Consider the following 15,477-nt stretch of genomic DNA (forward strand, 5'->3'; position numbering starts at 1 on the left):
GGAGAGAGCATGGACCAGCGCCCCCGCATCGCCGTGGTGGGGATCGGTATCGAGTCCAGCGCCTATGCCGCGCACCGGGCCGACTACCGGGACTTCCCGGTGCTCACGGGGCCCGAGGTGCTGGGGCGCTACCCCTTCCTGGCCCCGGGGCAGCCGTTGCGGGAAGCCGCCGACTGGATCGGTGTCTTCGTCACGAAGGCGATCCCGGGCGGGCAGGTACTGGCCCCCGTGTACGCCGACTTCCGGGAACGGATCGTCACCGGGCTGCGTGCGGCCCTGGCCGAGGGGCCGGTGGACGGGGTGTACCTGGACATCCACGGTGCGATGAGCGTGGAAGGGATGGACGACGCTGAAGGTGACCTGGTAGCGGCGGTGCGGGACGCCGTCGGGCAGGAACCGCTCCTGGCGGCGCCGATGGACCTGCACGGAAATATCACTGAACGTCTCGTCCGCCTCGTGGACCTGCCCACCTGTTTTCGGATGGCCCCGCACGAGGACGCCTGGGAGACCCGAGAGCGTTCGGCGCGGGACCTGCTGCGTTGGATCGGGCGTGACCAGCGGCCGGTGCGGGCCTGGGTGCCGGTGCCGATCCTGCTCGCGGGCGAGCAGACCTCTACCAGGTCCGAACCCGCGCGGAGCCTGTACGCGCGCATCCCGGCGGTGACCGAGCTGCCCGGGGTGACTGATGCGAGCATCTGGATCGGGTACGCCTGGGCCGATGAGCCCCGATGCCACGCCTCGGTGATCGTGACAGGCGAGGAGCGAGGGGTGGTCGCCCGGGAGGCGGAAGGGTTGGCTGAGGCGCTCTGGCGGGTGCGCGGGCAGTTCGACTTCGTCGGCCCGACCGGCACGTTGGACGAGGGGATCGACGCTGCGCTGGCACACCGCGCTGCTGGGAAAGCGCGCCCGTACCTGGTGAGCGACTCGGGGGACAACCCGGGGGCCGGTGGCTCGGGAGACGTGACGTGGACCTTGACCCGTGTGCTGCAACGGGACGATCTCGTCGGGGCCGACGCCCCGCTCACCTACGTGGCGTCGGTCTTCGATGCCGGCGCCATCGATGACCTGTTCGGCAGTGCGGTCGGCGACCCGGTGGACGTGACCGTCGGGGCCAGGGTGGACGATCGGGTCAGCCCTCCGGTGCGCGTGCGCGGTGTGCTGCACGGTCTGCATGAGGGGGACCCGGCGGCTGGGCGGATCGCCGTGATCGCCGTCGGGGAGTTCGGGTGATCGTCACCGAGTTCCGGAAGGCGTTCCATGCGACCGCGGACTTCACCGCGCTCGGGCTGGACCCGCACGAGGCGGACCTCATCGTGACCAAGATCGGCTACCTGGAGCCCACGTTGTACGAGATCGCGCAGGGGTGGACGCTCGCCCTGACCCCGGGGCCGGTGGATCAGGACCTGCACCGGCTCGGCCATCGCCGGATCCGGCGGCCGATGTTCCCGTTCGACGAGTTCGTCGAGGCTCCCGAACTTCGGGCGCGCGTGCAAGGCGGAGCGGGCGCATGACGGCGTTCGAACTGGCCGTGCAGGACCTCACCGGAATCCGGGTCGCGGGGGCCGTCGGAGCAGACCGGATCGAGCTGTGCACGGCACTGTCCACGGGAGGGCTTACGCCGTCCCGCGGTCTGATCGAGGCGGCGGCCGACGCAGGACCGCCCGTGCATGTGTTGATCCGACCCAGAGCGGGCGGCTTCGACTACGCCGCCGAGGAGCACAGGCTCATCGTGGCCGATGCGCGCGCGGCGATGGCTGCCGGGGCGAGTGGCGTCGTCGTGGGTGGCACGCGCGGTGGCGTCGTCGATACCGACCTGGTGCGTGCCGTGCAGGATGTGGCGCCCGAGGTCACCTTTCACCGCGCGTTCGACGTGCTGGTGGACCTGGACAGGGCGCTGGATGCGGTGCTCGAGCTGGGGGTGCGGCGGGTGCTGACCTCCGGTGGCGCCGCGCGCGCGGTGGACGCGCTGGACGTGCTCACCCGCCTGGTCCGTCGGGCTGACGGGGCGCTCGAGGTGATGGCCGGCGCCGGGATCAGCGCGGTGAACGTAGTGCAGGTGGCGGCGACCGGGGTGGACGCGGTGCACGCCTCTGCCAAACGGCGGGTGGACGATGCGCTCGCGCTCGCACTGGGCTCCGATGGCGGGAACGGCTATGAGACCACCGACGAGCGCGCGGCCGGCGAGATCCTTGCCGCACTGAGGGGAGGTGAGGCATGAACGCCCTGCTGGGAATCGACTACGGCGGCACGCACACGAAGCTGCTGCTCGTGGACGGGACTGAGGGAGACGGGCCCGTCCTCGCCCGGGAGTCGGTGCCGACCGCGGGCCTGGACGTGCTGGTGCAGGACGTGCGCCGGTTCGTGGGCGACCAGCCCGTGGCCCGGTTCGCCATGACCGTCGCTGGGACGTTCGATGCCGCGACCGGCGTGGTCCGACGCAGCGTCAACATGCCGTGGCTGGACGGCACCGCGCCTGCACAGCGGATCTCGGCGGCTGTCGGGATTCCGGGATCGGCAGTCCAGGACGGCATTGCGACGGCGGTCGGTGAAGCGACCCTCGGGGCCGGCCGGGACGCCGACGATGTCTTTGTGATCGCCATCGGGACGGGGATCGCTGGAGCTCATATCGTCGGCGGCCAGGTACGTGCGGGCGCCCACGGAGGGGCCGGCGAGGTCGGACATGTCGCGATCGCCGGGGCACATCGGTGCTCCTGCGGGCAGACCGGGTGTTTGGAGACCCTCATCGGCGGAGGGCAGCTGGGCCTGCGGTGGGTCGAGCAGAGCGCAAGCCGGGCCGATCCACCCACGGCGCGGGACGTCGTCGTGGCAGCGGAGGCGGGGGACGAGGCTGCCCAGGCGGTGCTCGCTCAGGCGAGCGACGGCCTCGCGCGTGCGTTGCTGCAGGTCAGCGCGCTGCTCGACCCCGGGGTGATCGTGATCGGGGGAGGGGTGGCACGCTCGCCGTCCTGGACGGTCCACCCGGCCTTCGAGAGGGCACGTCGAGAGGCAACCTTCCACCGGCTGCCCGAGATGAGGCTGGCCGAGCTGGGTGTGTGGGCTGCTGCGCACGGTGCGGTGCTGGCTGCCGCTGACGAGGTGGGCTGAGGACTCGCCGCACAGTTCACCGAGCGGCTGCACCGCGGCTACGTCGTGTTCGTTTCGCCCCGCAATGCTCGCTGTCACACCGATCACATCGGCAGGTGACGAGGGGGCGTCTCAGGGATGAGTGCGAGATGAGTGTGCACGCCGAATCTGTGCGCGAGGTCCGCAGCCGGCGGCGGTCTCGGGCGATGCCCGATCCGGATGCCCGCTCCTGGTGGCTGCACGCCGATCATCCGTTGCCGCTCGGGCTGCGACGCCCGGAGGACGGCCCAATGCGGGTCGTGGCTGCCACCGAGTGCACATTGCTGGCCGGATTCCGTGATCCGGTACAGATCGCGGCGAATCTGGATCGGCTCGGGGTGCACGGCCTGACGGATGTGATCAGCGTGCTGCGGCGGCCGGACCGTGGTGAGGCATTGCTGTACGCCCTTGGGCTGCTGTTCGCCACCGGGAGGACAGCGCAGATCTCCCTCGCCCGCCGTGCCGCCGTGGCTGCCGCGCAGTGCGGTGACGAGCCAGTGCTACGCCGGATGGTCGAACTCGCTCGGCACCACGGGGACGATCCAGGTCTGTTGCTGAGCGTGTTCCTGCACGAGCAGCGCCTTGCCCCGGGCGATGTGCTGCAGATCGGGGCCGGCATGGTGCACGGGTTGCTCAGCGGCCGCGGGCTGCACGTGGCACGCACGCGTGGCGCAGCGATCACCGTGGGCCTGTCCCTGGAACCGATCGCCACCGGTGCCGTGCTGCAGCGCCTGGACGCCCGGGTCGGGCCGGCGCGGCTCGTTCCCGGGGTCGGCCAGGACGCGTTGCGGCGGTACCCGGCCGAGGACGGTGTCTCGCTGGCTCAGGTGGCCGCCGGCCGGGGGGAGCTGACGCTCGGTCCCTCCGCCGCCGCAGCCGCACTGGACCAGGACGGTTGGGTGGAGGTCGATGGGCAGCGCTGGCCTGTTCTTGCCCACGGCCTGCGCACCGACCTTCCGGCCGGGCAGGCATGGATCGGGACGCCGGGGCGGATGGTGCTGTTCTGTGACGCCGGGCCGACCGACTAGGGCGACTGACCAGCGACGCAGGCGAATCGAGAGCGCCGCTCCTGACGTGCTGAAGCGTCAGCGCGCCACCACGTTGAGCAGATCGTCGCCCGCGAGCAGCCGGCCGAGGTTGGCGGCGATGAGTCGTTCGGGCGCCTCGGGGCGCCCGCCCGCCGTGTGCGGGGTGATGATCGTGTTCGGTGCCTTCCACAGCGGCGAGGAGGCGGGGAGCGGCTCGGTGGCGAATACGTCGAGCGCTGCTCCCGCAACGGATCCCGCCTCCAACGCCGCGACCAGTGCGTTCTCGTCCACGGTGGCTCCGCGCCCGACGTTCACCAGCCAGGCCCGGTCGGGGAGCATGCCCAGGATCTCGGCATCCACCACCTTCTCCGTGGCCGGGGTGGCCGGAAGGATGTTGACGAGCACATCCGCAGTGGGCAGCACGGTCGGCAGGTCGGCCGCCGTCACCACGGGATACCCGTCTCGCTCGCCGGCGCTGGTGGCGACCCCGGTGACGCGTGCGCCCAGCGCGGAGACGTAGCCCGCCAGCCGGGTGCCGATCCCGCCGAAGCCCCAGATCACCACGTGTGCGCCGGTGAGTGTGCTGAACCGTTCGATCGCGCCGAACGGCCGGTGCGCGTCGTCGGAGGCATACCAGGCCGAGTCGGTCTGGGCGAGCACGGCGTGGTCCAACCGCCGGGCAGCAGCCAGGAGCAGGGCGAGGGTGTGCTCGGCCACCGGTGCGTCGTGCAGCCCGCGACCCGAGCAGAGCACCACGTCGCTGCCGAACCCCGCCTCCTCCACCTTGTCGGTGCCGGCCATCAGTGCCTGGATCCACTGCAGCCGGGGCAGCTCGTCGACCATCGCGGCCAGACGGTCCGACGGGTTCGACCAGACCACCACGGCCTCGGCGTCGCGGTGCTCGGCCGGGATCGGCGCGTTGATGTCGTAGACATGCGTCTGCACACCGTCAGGCGCGTCCAGGGACAGGGGGATCGAGCTCGGCAGTAGCAGCTTCATTCAGACATTCCCTCATCGTTGATCAGGTGCACCTTGTGTGCCCACCAGTACCCGACGGCGCCCAGCACGATGCCCGCCACGCACACCCAGGCGTAGCGTCCGTCGGGGGTGCGCTCAGCCAGGTGCATCACGCCGAGCGTGAGCAGGCCGAGCAGCCATGCGGACGTGCCGATCACGAACAGCGCCTTCGCGTTGACCTTCGCTGGTCGCAGCTCCTGCCGGGGGTGGTCACGCACGAATCGATCCTAGTGCGTTCCCCAGCCGCCTCAGGTTCTGCCAAGATGACGGCACATGAGCACCCCCTCGTCGACAACGACGGCGACCCCTGGCGTCCTGGACCGCTTCTTCAAGATCTCCGCACGGGGATCGACCGTCGGCCGCGAAGTACGCGGCGGGCTGGTCACCTTCTTCGCGATGAGCTACATCATCGTGCTGAACCCGCTGATCATCGGCACCGTGGCCGACGGGAGTGGATCCTTCATCGGCGGCGACGAAGGCCTCGCCGTAGCCCGGGTGGCGGCGGCCACCGCGCTGGTGGCAGGACTCATGTCGATCCTGATGGGCCTGGTGGCCAACTTCCCGCTGGCCCTGGCAGCGGGACTAGGCCTGAACGCCGTCGTGGCCTTCTCGATCGCCGTGCTGCCGGACATGACCTGGCCCGACGCGATGGGCCTGGTGGTGATCGAAGGGCTGATCATCCTGCTGCTGGTGCTCACCGGCTTCCGCGAGGCGGTGTTCCGCGCCGTACCGAAGGAGCTGCGCACGGCGATCAGCGTGGGGATCGGCCTGTTCATCGCCTTCATCGGTCTGGTGGATGCGGGCATCGTGCGGATCCCGGCGTCGCTCGCCACCCCGGTCGAGCTCGGGAACGCGGGATCGCTCGCCGGCTGGCCCGCACTGGTGTTCGTGATCGGGCTGCTCACCGCGATCGTGCTGCACCTGCGCAAGGTCCGTGGGGCGCTCCTCATCGCGATCATCGGCGCCACCGTGCTCGCGATCGTCATCGAGGCGATCGCGCAGGTGGGCGGTGCGTTCAACGAGGACGGTACCCCGAACCCGAACGGATGGCGGCTGAACAGTCCGGAGCTGCCCGACACCTGGGTGCGCATGCCGGACTTCGCCCTGCTCGGGCAGTTCTCCCTGCTCGGTTCGCTGGAGAAGATCGGCCTGGTCACGATGGTGCTGCTGGTCTTCTCGCTGCTGCTCGCCGACTTCTTCGACACGATGGGCACGATGGTGGCGGTGGGTAGCGAGGGGAAGCTGCTGGACGCCGAGGGGAACCCGCAGGGCACCCGCCGCATCCTCGTGGTTGACTCGATCGCCGCGGCCGCCGGTGGCATGGGATCGGTCTCCTCGAACACGTCGTACATCGAGTCCGCTGCCGGTGTGGGCGACGGTGCCCGCACAGGCCTGGCCTCGGTGGTGACCGGGGTGGCGTTCCTGCTCGCCACCTTCCTCGCGCCGGTGGTGGACCTGGTGCCCTACGAGGCAGCCACACCGGCACTCGTGGTGGTCGGCTTCCTGATGATGACGCAGGTGACGGGCGTGGACTGGAAGAACGGTGAGGTGGCCATCCCGGCGTTCCTGACCATCGTGCTGATGCCGTTCACCTACTCGATCACCGCGGGGATGGGGGCGGGCTTCATCGCGTACGTGGTGATCAAGGTGGCCCTCGGCAAGGCTCGCGTGGTGCACCCGCTGATGTGGGTGACCGCCGTGCTGTTCGTCCTGTACTTCGTGCGGGGGCCGCTGCAGGCGCTCGCGGGGTGAATGTCAGACCCTCCTGAGACGGTGGGGGCATGCATCAGGGAAAAGTTGTCCACAGCGGTTGCGCGGCGCGCGACCACCACCTACCATAGAACGCATGTTCGACGTCGTGGTGGACGAAAAGAGCGGGCCGGACGGCTCGTGGGTCCCCACTGCGCTCGAACGCCGACTTGCAGGTGAGAGGGCTGCGCATCGACGTCGGCCGCTTCATGAACAACTCGCGAGCAGCCTGCCCGGCGGTGCGCTCCTCGACCGGCTGGATCTGCTCGACGCCGAGGAGGCGGATGACGCGGCGTTGGTGGAGATGGTCGCCGCGGCCCGCCGGGTCGAGGCGCATGCTCACCAGGTTGCCCTCCGCGCTGCGGCCGCCCTGGCCGACCGTCCATCGATGCAACCCGGAGCGCTGGCCGAGCACACGCGCGGTCCTGTGGGAGTGGCTGGTGACGAGCTCGCGCTGCGGCTGCGCACCACGAAGAGCGAAGGCCATCGGCTGGTCCGTCGGGGTCGAGCTGTGCAGACGGTCCTGACCCGTACCGGTTCGGCGCTTGCGCTTGGCCAGATCGATCAGACGCGCGCGGCCGCGATCACGGACGGGGTGGAGGGCGTTCCCTGGCAGGTCGCGATGGCGGTCGAAGATGCGGTGATCGAGCGGGCTCCACGCCGTACCGCGGCCCAGGTGCGCGCCGACGTGGCCAAGGCGCTGATCGCCGTCGACCCCGCTGAGGCGGAGGGGCGGGCGCGGGCGAGGCGGGCGGAGCGGCGCGTCTCCCGCCCGCGTGCCCTGCCTGACGGCGTCGCCTCCCTCCGCGTCGAAGGTCCGGCCACCGAGGTGCATGCCCTGGATGTCGCGCTCGAGTCCGCCGCGCGGGCCGCCAAGCATGAGGGGGATGCTCGCACTCTTGAGCAGCTTCGGTTCGATGCGTTGACCGGGCTGGGGAGTCAGGCCCTGGCTACCGGGACATTCGGCGGGTGCGGGTGCGCTGGACCATCCGCTGGTGCTGGTGCTGGTGCTGGTGCTGGTGCTGGTGCTGGTGCTGGTGGAGTAGTCGCTGACGGGACCAGCGCTCCTGCCACTGACGGCGGCCCGGCTCCCTCCGGCACGCCGCTGGGCGTGATCGGTGGGCGCCGGCCACATATCCAGGTGACGATCCCGTTCGACCAACTGCTCCCGGACCGGCACGAGGGCGAGATGTCTGGCGCCGCGATCGCGGGGAGCGACGTGCCCATCCTGGCTGGCTACGGGCCGATCGCGCCGACGACCGCGCGTGCGGTCGCCGCCGGCGGAATCTGGCGGCGGCTCGTCACCGACCCGGTGACCGGAACGGTGCTCGACATCGGCAGGACCCGTTATCGGCCACCACCCGGGATGGCCGAACTTGTCCGGGCGAGAGACGGGACCTGCGTGCGGCCCGGGTGCTCGCACCAGGCCGACCATTGCCAGCTCGACCACACGATCCCGTTCGGTTCAGGTGGGCGGACGGGTGTGTCCAACCTCGGTCCGTTGTGCACTCGCGACCATCTCCTCAAGACCCACGGCGATTTCACTGTGACCCAGATCGAACCGGGGGTCTTCGAGTGGACCACGCCTGCCGGGTACCAGTATCGGCGCGAGCGCGACGGTGCCACCACGAACCTGGGTGCCGGCACGCCCGGTGCGCCGCGTCGCGACCCTGAGGACGGGCGCGACCCGCCGTTCTGACCGCCCGGTCTGGTCGGGCGCGGGGTCGACCGGTGAGCGGCCGCGCCCGAGTGTGGCCGCGCTCACTGGTCTTTACTTAGCCAAAGTAACGAGTTATCATCGCTGGCGATGGGAAATGAACGTGGCTGCGCCCCGCGGCCTCCCGGGGGTCTCGCCTCCCGGCTCCGGATGACGCTGTTGCGGACCTCTCGCAAGTTGCGCGCCGAGCAGGCCGGGCAGTTGTCCGAGACCCACCGGTCGGTGCTCGCGAGCGTGGTCACGAACGGTCCCTTCACTCCGAGTGAGCTGGCTGCGCGTGAGCACGTCCAACCGCCGTCGATGACCCGGACGATCCGGGGCCTCGAGGAGGCCGGACTGCTGGCCCGCACCACACATCCGACCGACCGCCGTCAGGTGCTCGTGACCGCGACGGAGGCCGGGAACGTCTACATCAAGGAGACACGACGCCGTCGGGACGAATGGCTGGCCCGCCGCCTGAAGTCCCTCACCCCAGCAGAACGCCAGACCCTCTCTGACGCCGAAGAGATCCTGAGGAGGATCACCACCCAGTGAGCGCCATGTTCGCCTCGTTACGCCAGTTCAACTATCGCCTCTGGTTCGCAGGGGCACTGGTGGCGAACATCGGTACCTGGATGCAGCGCATCGGGCAGGACTGGCTGGTGCTCACCGAGCTCTCCGACGATTCCGGCATCGCCGTCGGGATCGTCACCGGATTGCAGTTCGTCCCTTCGGTGCTGCTCACCCCGTATGCCGGCGTGCTCGCGGACCGGCTGGACAAGCGCAAGTTGCTGATCGTCACCCAGGGAGCGATGGGCGCGCTCGCCGCGGCGCTCGGTCTGCTCGTGCTGCTCGGGCACGCCGAGCTGTGGCATGTGTACATCTTCGCGTTGTTGCTCGGTATCGCTAGCGCCTTCGACGTTCCGGCCCGGCAGACCTTCGTCTCCGAGCTGGTGCCCACCGGTGGGCTGCCGAACGCGGTCGCGCTGAACAGCGCCTCGTTCAACGCCGCCCGGATGATCGGCCCTGCGGTCGCCGGTCTGCTGATCGCTGCCTTCGGCCCTGGCTGGGTCTTCCTGATCAACGCGGTCTCCTTCGCCGCCACCATCGCGGCCATGCTCGCTATGCGCACGCGCGATCTTCGGAAAGTGCCCCGAACCCCGCGGGCCAAGGGTCAGCTGCGCGCCGGGATCGCCTACGTGCGCCACCGCAGCGACATCATCATGATCATGGCCGTGGTGTTCGTGGTGGGCGGTTTCGGCCTGAACTTCCAGCTCACCTCTGCCGTGATGGCACGCGTGGAGTTCGGCAAGGACGCCGGCGAGTACGGCATCCTCGGCTCCATCCTCGCAGTGGGCTCGCTCGCCGGCGCCCTCATGGCTGCCCGCCGCAAGCGACCGCGGGTCCGCGTGGTGATCGTGGCGGCGCTCGGGTTCGCCGTCAGCGCCACCCTGCTTGCCCTGGCCCCGACCTACGAGCTGTTCGCATTGGCGTGCATCCCGGTCGGATTTACCTCCTTGACCATGCTGACCTCGGCCAACGCCGCCATCCAGATCAGCATCGACCCGGCCTTCCGCGGTCGCGTGATGAGCCTGTACGTGGTGGTGCTGTTCGCCGGGAACCCGATCGGCTCGCCGCTCGTGGGGTGGATCGCGGATGCCTGGGGCCCGCGCTGGTCCATCGGGATCGGCGCGATCGCGGCGCTGCTGGTGGCCGCCGCAGCCGCGATCTGGGCACGCAAGTACTGGCACATCGAGGTGCGCTACCGGATGCGTGAGCGCCCGCACCTGCTGCTCACCAATGCCGAGGAGCGCGCCGCCCTGGAGGCGGCCCGGGTCGAGATCGCCGGGCAGCAGAGCGTGGACCGCTCGCACGCCGCCTGAGGGCGCTACGTGAGCCGGTGGCTCGCATCACCGCCTGTTGCCCACGAGGCGGACGGCTGGTCGACGCCGGCTCGTCGAGGAGTACGCTGGAGAGGACACAAGCCCCCGGGGAGCGCGTTGGCGCTGAGAGTGTGGTCGCATACCGCGGCCGCAGACCCGAGGAACCTGACCCGGTTCGCACCGGCGTAGGGAGTTGGGCAACAGATGCGAGTACCGCCGTGCGTGGGTACCCGTCCTGTCACGTCCCTCGGGGGTCCCGCCAACGAGGAGGACCCACATGTCCCACCCCAGCGCACGGGCAGCATCTGCCGGCCCCGCCACTGACGTAGGCACCCAGCCCGCCCCGGACGCCTACGGCACCGGCGCGCGCTTCTCCCTGCACCCGATGACCGACTCCTTCATCGACGTCATCCTCGGCGCCCTGGACGCCGCGGACACCGACGGGCTCACCCTCACCACCGACGATGTCTCCACCTTCGTGCGGGGGCCGGAGAACCGCCTGCTCAGTTACCTCACCGAGACCATCGCGCACGCCGGCCGCACCGGTGTGCACACCGTGGCCCACGTACTGCTCTCCCGCGGCTGCCCGGGCGAGGTGGCCTGCGAGGTGGCCGACGGCGCAGCGTACGCCCCCGAGGTGCCGCACCCAACCGCCGCCACCGGTCTGCAGGCCAGTGCCCACTGGGCCCTGTACCCCCTGGAGGACGGCGCCAATGCCGATCACATGGCAGGCATCTACGCCGCCATCGAGAACGCGAAGCAGCTCGGCGTCTACTCCGGCTCCGAGCACTACGTGACCCGGCTCGACGGTGACCTCGCTGACGTGCTGGCGGCCGTCGTCGCCGGTTGGCTGCTGGTAGGTGCCGATGTGCGGCACGTGGCCACTCACGTGACCGTGTCACTGAACTCCCCGACAGGAGGCCCGCGATGAGCGCCGCTACTCCCACCCCCCGACGGCGGCCGGTCACCCTGCACGATCTGGTGCTGCTGGCCGTGCTGGCCGTGGTCTTCGGGTTCCTCTACTGGGCCCTGGTGCAGGTGTGGGGCTGGTTGCAGGTCGCCATGGGGCCGATGGGCGATCTCGCCCAGAACGTGCTCATCGGCGGCTGGATGGTGGTGGCCCCGCTCGCCCTGTACATCGTGCGCAAGCCTGGCGTCGGGATCGTGGTGGAGATCATCGCCTCGATCGTGGAAGTCGTCTTCCTCGCCTCCCCGGTGGGTCCCACGCTGATCCTGGTCGCCCTGATCCAAGGGGTCGGCGCCGAAGCAGCCTTCGCGGCCACCCGGTACCGCCGGTACGGCTGGTGGGTCTTCGTGGTCTCCGGCATCACCGCCGCCCTCGCGAACCTCGTGCTGGGCATGGTGCGGTTCGGCTGGGCCGGCCAGGATCTGTTCGCCCTGCGGGTCGGCTTCCAGTTCGCCTCCGGAATCCTGCTGTGCGGACTGCTCGCGAAGGTGATCGGGGACGCGTTGCTGCGCACCGGAGTGCTCGACAACTACGCCATCGGCCGCGCGGCCCGCGAGGCCGAACGAGCGACCGGACGTGCGACCGAGCCGGCACCGACCGCGGCACCGGAGCAGTCCACCCAGCCGGAAGTGTCGGCCCGGACCCGGCCGGACGAGTCGTCGGGAGCGGACAATCCCTGACACGGTGCTCCACCTGCGGGACGTGGGGGTGCACTACCCCGCGCCGACGCCCCGGTGCTGCGCCAGGTGGACCTGGACCTGGCTGCGGGGGAGCGCATGCTCCTGCTCGGCCGGTCCGGGTCCGGCAAGAGCTCGCTGCTGCGTGCCCTCGCCGGGGTGGTTCCGGGCACCATCGAGGCGGATGTGACCGGCACCTGGCAGGTGTGCGGCCAGGACCCCCGCCTCACCCCCGTGCCCGAGCTGGCCAGGCACGTGGCCACCCTCACCCAGGATCCGGCCGATCAGCTGTGCCTGCCCACCGTGGTGGACGAGGTGGCCTTCGCCCTGGAGAACCGCGCCGTGCCACCCGAGCAGATCGGGCCCCGGGTGACGGCGGCGCTCGCCGCGGTGGGCGCCGGGCACCTGGCCGGGCGCCGCACCAGTGAGCTCTCCGGGGGTGAGGGGCAGCGGGTGGCGCTCGCGGCCGCCCTGGTCGCGCGCCCGGAGCTGATCCTGCTGGACGAACCCACCGCACTGCTGGACCCGGCCGCGGCCCGAGAGGTCGGGGCACTGCTGGCCGGGCTGCCCGGAGCGAGCCTGATGATCGAGCACCGCCTCGACGAGCTCGGCACGCTCCCCGCACGCAGCGTGCTGCTGGCCTCGGACGGCACCGTGGCCGCGGCCGGCCCTACCGACGAGCTGCTCGCTGCCGAGGACGCGGCCGGGACCGGCACCTGGGTGCCCGCCGGCGTGGAGGTGGCGCGGGCCGTGCGCCGGCTCACCAGGCAGCCTGGGCGAGCGGGCAGTGGCACGCATGCTCCGCCGTCGGGACCTGCCGCGCTCGCCGATGGGTTGCGCGCCCTGGATGCCGCGGTGGGGCCAGCAGCGCCGGCCCGGCCGGACCCCGGGGACGTGCTGCTGCACACCGAGAACCTCGCGGTCCGCAGGGGAGACCGCGACGTGGTGCGGGGCGTGGACCTGCAGGTGCGCGCCGGCACCATCACTGCCGTGCTGGGGGCGAACGGATCCGGCAAGAGCACCCTGCTGCTCGGTCTGGCCGGGCTGCTGCCCGCCGAGAACGTGCGGGGCACAGCGCGGGTGGGCATGGTGTTCCAGAACCCCGAGCACCAGTTCCTCGCGCGTTCGGCCCGGGCGGAGATTGAGCTGGGCCTGGCAGGTCAGCACGACGGCGGAGCCCCCGATCCCGTGGAGGTGCTGGCTGCGTACGGGCTCACCGAGGTGGCCGACCGGGACCCGTTCCGGCTCTCCGGCGGGCAGCAGCGTCGGCTCTCTCTCGCCGCGATGACGGCGATGGGTGATGACGTGCTGCTCGCCGACGAACCCACCTTCGGGCAGGACCGGCGCACCACCCTGGCGGTGGCCACCCAGCTGCGCCGGATCGCCGAGGGTGGGGGAGCGGTGGTGCTGGTCAGCCACGACCTCCGGCTGGTGGCCTCCCTCGCCGATCAGATACTGCTTCTCGCCGACGGAGCTCCGGTGGCTGCCGGCCCGACCGCGGAGGTACTCACCCCGCAGGTGCTGGGCCGCGCCGGGTTGCGACTGCCGCCGCTGTTGGAGGCGTGGATCGTCGGCGCGCACGGCGACCCGGGGCGACTGCCGGCCCTGCTGCACGGGCTGGACCAGCTGGCACTCGAGGACGCTGAGCAGCGTCCCGACCGGGTGGGGGTGGTCTGATGAACGCCCCTGCATTCGGACGACCGCTCCCGGTGGACTCGTTGCTGCACCGGCGCGACCCCACGATCAAGCTGGCCGTGGTGCTCGTGGTGTGCCTGGCGATCACGGCGGTGGTGGACCCGATCACCCCCACGGCGCTGTACCTGCTCACCTGGCCGGCCGCCCTGCTCGCCGGCCGGATCCCCGTCGTCACCCTGCTGCGCGCCCACATCCCGTTCGTCGCCTTCGCGTTCAGCCTGCTGCTGGTGAACGCCACCACCCGTGACGGCGCACCGATTGCCCGGGTGCTGGCCCTCGACATCACCTCCGAGGGGCTCACCATCGGCGCCGGCCTGGCGATGCGCACCCTGCTGATCGGCATCGTCTCGGTGACCTTCGTGCTCACCACCGACGGTGCCCGGCTGATGACCAGCCTGCACCAGCACGTCCGGCTCAGCGGCCGGTTCGCCTACGCCGTGCTCGCCGGATACCGCCTGCTCGAGCAACTGCCGGAGACGTGGCAGACCATCCGCGCTGCCCAGGCCGTGCGCGACCCACGCCGTCGGGAGCGGACCGGGCGAGACCACCGCGGGCGGACAGTGGGCCCGTCCACGCGGCCCCGCGCACTCGCGCACGCCGCGTTCACCCTCCTGGTGACCTCTCTACGCCGAGGCGAGCGGATGTCCATCGCCCTGGAGACCCGCGGCCTGGGGGCAGGACGGCGAACCATCGCTGCGCCGTCGGACCTGCGCCCCGCCGATGCGGTGCTCGCCGTGGTGGCACTCGGAGCACTCGCCCTGGTGCTCGGGGTCTCCGCCCATCTCGGCGTGTTGCGCGGTCTGGGCGAGCTGGGCGTCTTCGGTTAGCCCGTCGGCTCCGGCCAGCCGAGTTGCATCATGTGCGTGAGCGGGCCGGTCAGCAGACCTCCGTCCACGGGGAGCGTCACCCCGGTGATCCAGGCGGCGTCGTCGGAGGCGAGAAAGGCCACGGCGGCGGCCACCTCCTCCGGCAGGCCCACCCGTCCCATCGGGTACACGGCTGGGATGCGCTCGAGCATCTCACGCTGCTCGGGACCGTTCTCGGTCCAGTTCCGGGTGCGGATCGTGCCCGGCGCCACCACGTTCGCCCGGACCCACCCGGCGGAGGCACCCGCCGTGCCCCGGGCACGGGGCCCGTGCGAGACGGCGATGTTCCCGATCGCGTTGATCAGCCCGGCCTTGGCGGCCGAGTAGGGGATGTTCCCGACGGCGGCCATCCCGTTCACCGACGACGTCGCCACGATCCTGCCGCCCCCGGGCGCCGCCAGCAGGGCGGGCAGGGCCTCCTGGATGCACCGCACCGCCCCGTGCAGGGTGGGCTCCACCTGTGCCGCCCACCCCTCGTCGTCGATGGTCTCCAGGGAGTCGGCCGCCGCTACGCCCACGTTCGGTACCAGGATGTCCAGGCGGCCGAACCGGTCCGTCGCGGTCCCGACGGCGGCCCGCACCTGCTCCTGGTCCGTCACGTCGCACACGACCGCGACGCCACCCACCTCGGTGGCCGTCCGCTCGGCTGCGTCGGCCTCGAGATCGGCCACCACCACCTGGCAGCCCTCCTCGGCGAGCCGTGCACAGATCGCGCGACCGATGCCGTGGGCCCCGCCGGCTACCAGGGCCACCCGATCATTCAGTCCGCGCATCAC

16 protein-coding genes and 1 riboswitch are annotated in these 15,477 nt (G+C 71.1%); of the genes, 13 read left to right on the top strand and 3 right to left on the bottom strand.

Annotation, left to right across the window (positions count from 1 at the left end; all coding sequences use genetic code 11):
- Nucleotides 1-9: 9 nt before the first annotated feature.
- The 5 genes from BLU77_RS18380 to BLU77_RS18395 all read left to right on the top strand — a co-directional run bounded on the left by BLU77_RS18380 (nt 10) and on the right by BLU77_RS18395 (nt 4,151).
- Entirely contained in the window at nt 10-1,230 is a 1,221-nt protein-coding gene (locus BLU77_RS18380) for a M81 family metallopeptidase (protein ID WP_483880076.1), read from the top strand.
- Nucleotides 1,227-1,511 carry an MlrC C-terminal domain-containing protein gene (locus BLU77_RS23325; protein WP_483880077.1) on the top strand — a complete coding sequence of 95 codons (285 nt, stop codon included), beginning with the start codon at nt 1,227-1,229 and terminating at the stop codon, nt 1,509-1,511. Before BLU77_RS18380 ends, BLU77_RS23325 begins: the two co-directional genes overlap by 4 nt.
- Entirely contained in the window at nt 1,508-2,218 is a 711-nt protein-coding gene (locus BLU77_RS18385; RefSeq protein ID WP_089774519.1) for a copper homeostasis protein CutC, read from the top strand. The genes BLU77_RS23325 and BLU77_RS18385 overlap by 4 nt, the downstream gene beginning before the upstream one ends.
- A complete protein-coding gene (locus tag BLU77_RS18390) occupies nt 2,215-3,105 on the top strand; it encodes an ROK family protein (protein ID WP_089774521.1) in 891 nt (296 codons plus the stop codon). Before BLU77_RS18385 ends, BLU77_RS18390 begins: the two co-directional genes overlap by 4 nt.
- A gap of 128 nt (nt 3,106-3,233) precedes the next feature.
- A complete protein-coding gene (locus BLU77_RS18395; RefSeq protein ID WP_089774523.1) occupies nt 3,234-4,151 on the top strand; it encodes a cupin domain-containing protein in 918 nt (305 codons plus the stop codon).
- Nucleotides 4,152-4,208: 57 nt separating this feature from the next.
- Here the strand turns inward: BLU77_RS18395 and BLU77_RS18400 are convergent, their stop codons facing one another.
- Nucleotides 4,209-5,150 (bottom strand): NAD(P)-dependent oxidoreductase, encoded by a 942-nt coding sequence (locus BLU77_RS18400; RefSeq protein WP_089774525.1) that lies wholly within the window; start codon nt 5,148-5,150, stop codon nt 4,209-4,211.
- Nucleotides 5,147-5,386 carry a DUF2530 domain-containing protein gene (locus BLU77_RS18405; RefSeq protein WP_089774527.1) on the bottom strand — a complete coding sequence of 80 codons (240 nt, stop codon included), beginning with the start codon at nt 5,384-5,386 and terminating at the stop codon, nt 5,147-5,149. Before BLU77_RS18405 ends, BLU77_RS18400 begins: the two co-directional genes overlap by 4 nt.
- Before the next feature lie 55 nt (nt 5,387-5,441).
- Here BLU77_RS18405 and BLU77_RS18410 point away from each other — a divergent pair, with 55 nt between their 5' ends.
- The 8 genes from BLU77_RS18410 to BLU77_RS18445 all read left to right on the top strand — a co-directional run bounded on the left by BLU77_RS18410 (nt 5,442) and on the right by BLU77_RS18445 (nt 14,662).
- Nucleotides 5,442-6,920, top strand: a complete 1,479-nt coding sequence (locus BLU77_RS18410; RefSeq protein ID WP_089774529.1) for an NCS2 family permease — start codon at nt 5,442-5,444, stop codon at nt 6,918-6,920.
- A gap of 94 nt (nt 6,921-7,014) precedes the next feature.
- The gene (locus tag BLU77_RS18415; protein ID WP_089774530.1) at nt 7,015-8,616 is read left to right on the top strand and encodes an HNH endonuclease signature motif containing protein; all 1,602 of its coding nucleotides are present in this window, start codon (nt 7,015-7,017) and stop codon (nt 8,614-8,616) included.
- A gap of 108 nt (nt 8,617-8,724) precedes the next feature.
- On the top strand, nt 8,725-9,168 hold the full coding sequence (locus BLU77_RS18420; protein WP_089774532.1) for a MarR family transcriptional regulator: 444 nt from the start codon (nt 8,725-8,727) through the stop codon (nt 9,166-9,168).
- Nucleotides 9,165-10,496 carry an MFS transporter gene (locus BLU77_RS18425; protein WP_089774534.1) on the top strand — a complete coding sequence of 444 codons (1,332 nt, stop codon included), beginning with the start codon at nt 9,165-9,167 and terminating at the stop codon, nt 10,494-10,496. The genes BLU77_RS18420 and BLU77_RS18425 overlap by 4 nt, the downstream gene beginning before the upstream one ends.
- 96 nt (nt 10,497-10,592) lie before the next feature.
- Nucleotides 10,593-10,707, top strand: a riboswitch (TPP riboswitch).
- Nucleotides 10,708-10,773: 66 nt separating this feature from the next.
- Nucleotides 10,774-11,427 carry a YkoF family thiamine/hydroxymethylpyrimidine-binding protein gene (locus tag BLU77_RS18430; RefSeq protein ID WP_089774536.1) on the top strand — a complete coding sequence of 218 codons (654 nt, stop codon included), beginning with the start codon at nt 10,774-10,776 and terminating at the stop codon, nt 11,425-11,427.
- The gene (locus BLU77_RS18435) at nt 11,424-12,143 is read left to right on the top strand and encodes an ECF transporter S component (RefSeq protein WP_089774537.1); all 720 of its coding nucleotides are present in this window, start codon (nt 11,424-11,426) and stop codon (nt 12,141-12,143) included. The genes BLU77_RS18430 and BLU77_RS18435 overlap by 4 nt, the downstream gene beginning before the upstream one ends.
- Nucleotides 12,144-12,197: 54 nt before the next feature.
- Entirely contained in the window at nt 12,198-13,817 is a 1,620-nt protein-coding gene (locus BLU77_RS22250) for an ABC transporter ATP-binding protein (RefSeq protein WP_089774539.1), read from the top strand.
- A complete protein-coding gene (locus tag BLU77_RS18445) occupies nt 13,817-14,662 on the top strand; it encodes an energy-coupling factor transporter transmembrane component T family protein (protein WP_089774541.1) in 846 nt (281 codons plus the stop codon). Before BLU77_RS22250 ends, BLU77_RS18445 begins: the two co-directional genes overlap by 1 nt.
- On the opposite strand, the gene BLU77_RS18450 is transcribed toward BLU77_RS18445, so the two are convergent.
- Nucleotides 14,659-15,474: an SDR family NAD(P)-dependent oxidoreductase gene (locus BLU77_RS18450; protein ID WP_089774543.1), complete on the bottom strand. Its 816-nt coding sequence runs from the start codon at nt 15,472-15,474 to the stop codon at nt 14,659-14,661. The genes BLU77_RS18445 and BLU77_RS18450 overlap by 4 nt on opposite strands.
- Nucleotides 15,475-15,477: the final 3 nt, after the last annotated feature.

The organism is Ruania alba (assembly GCF_900105765.1).
Lineage (GTDB): Bacteria > Actinomycetota > Actinomycetes > Actinomycetales > Beutenbergiaceae > Ruania > Ruania alba.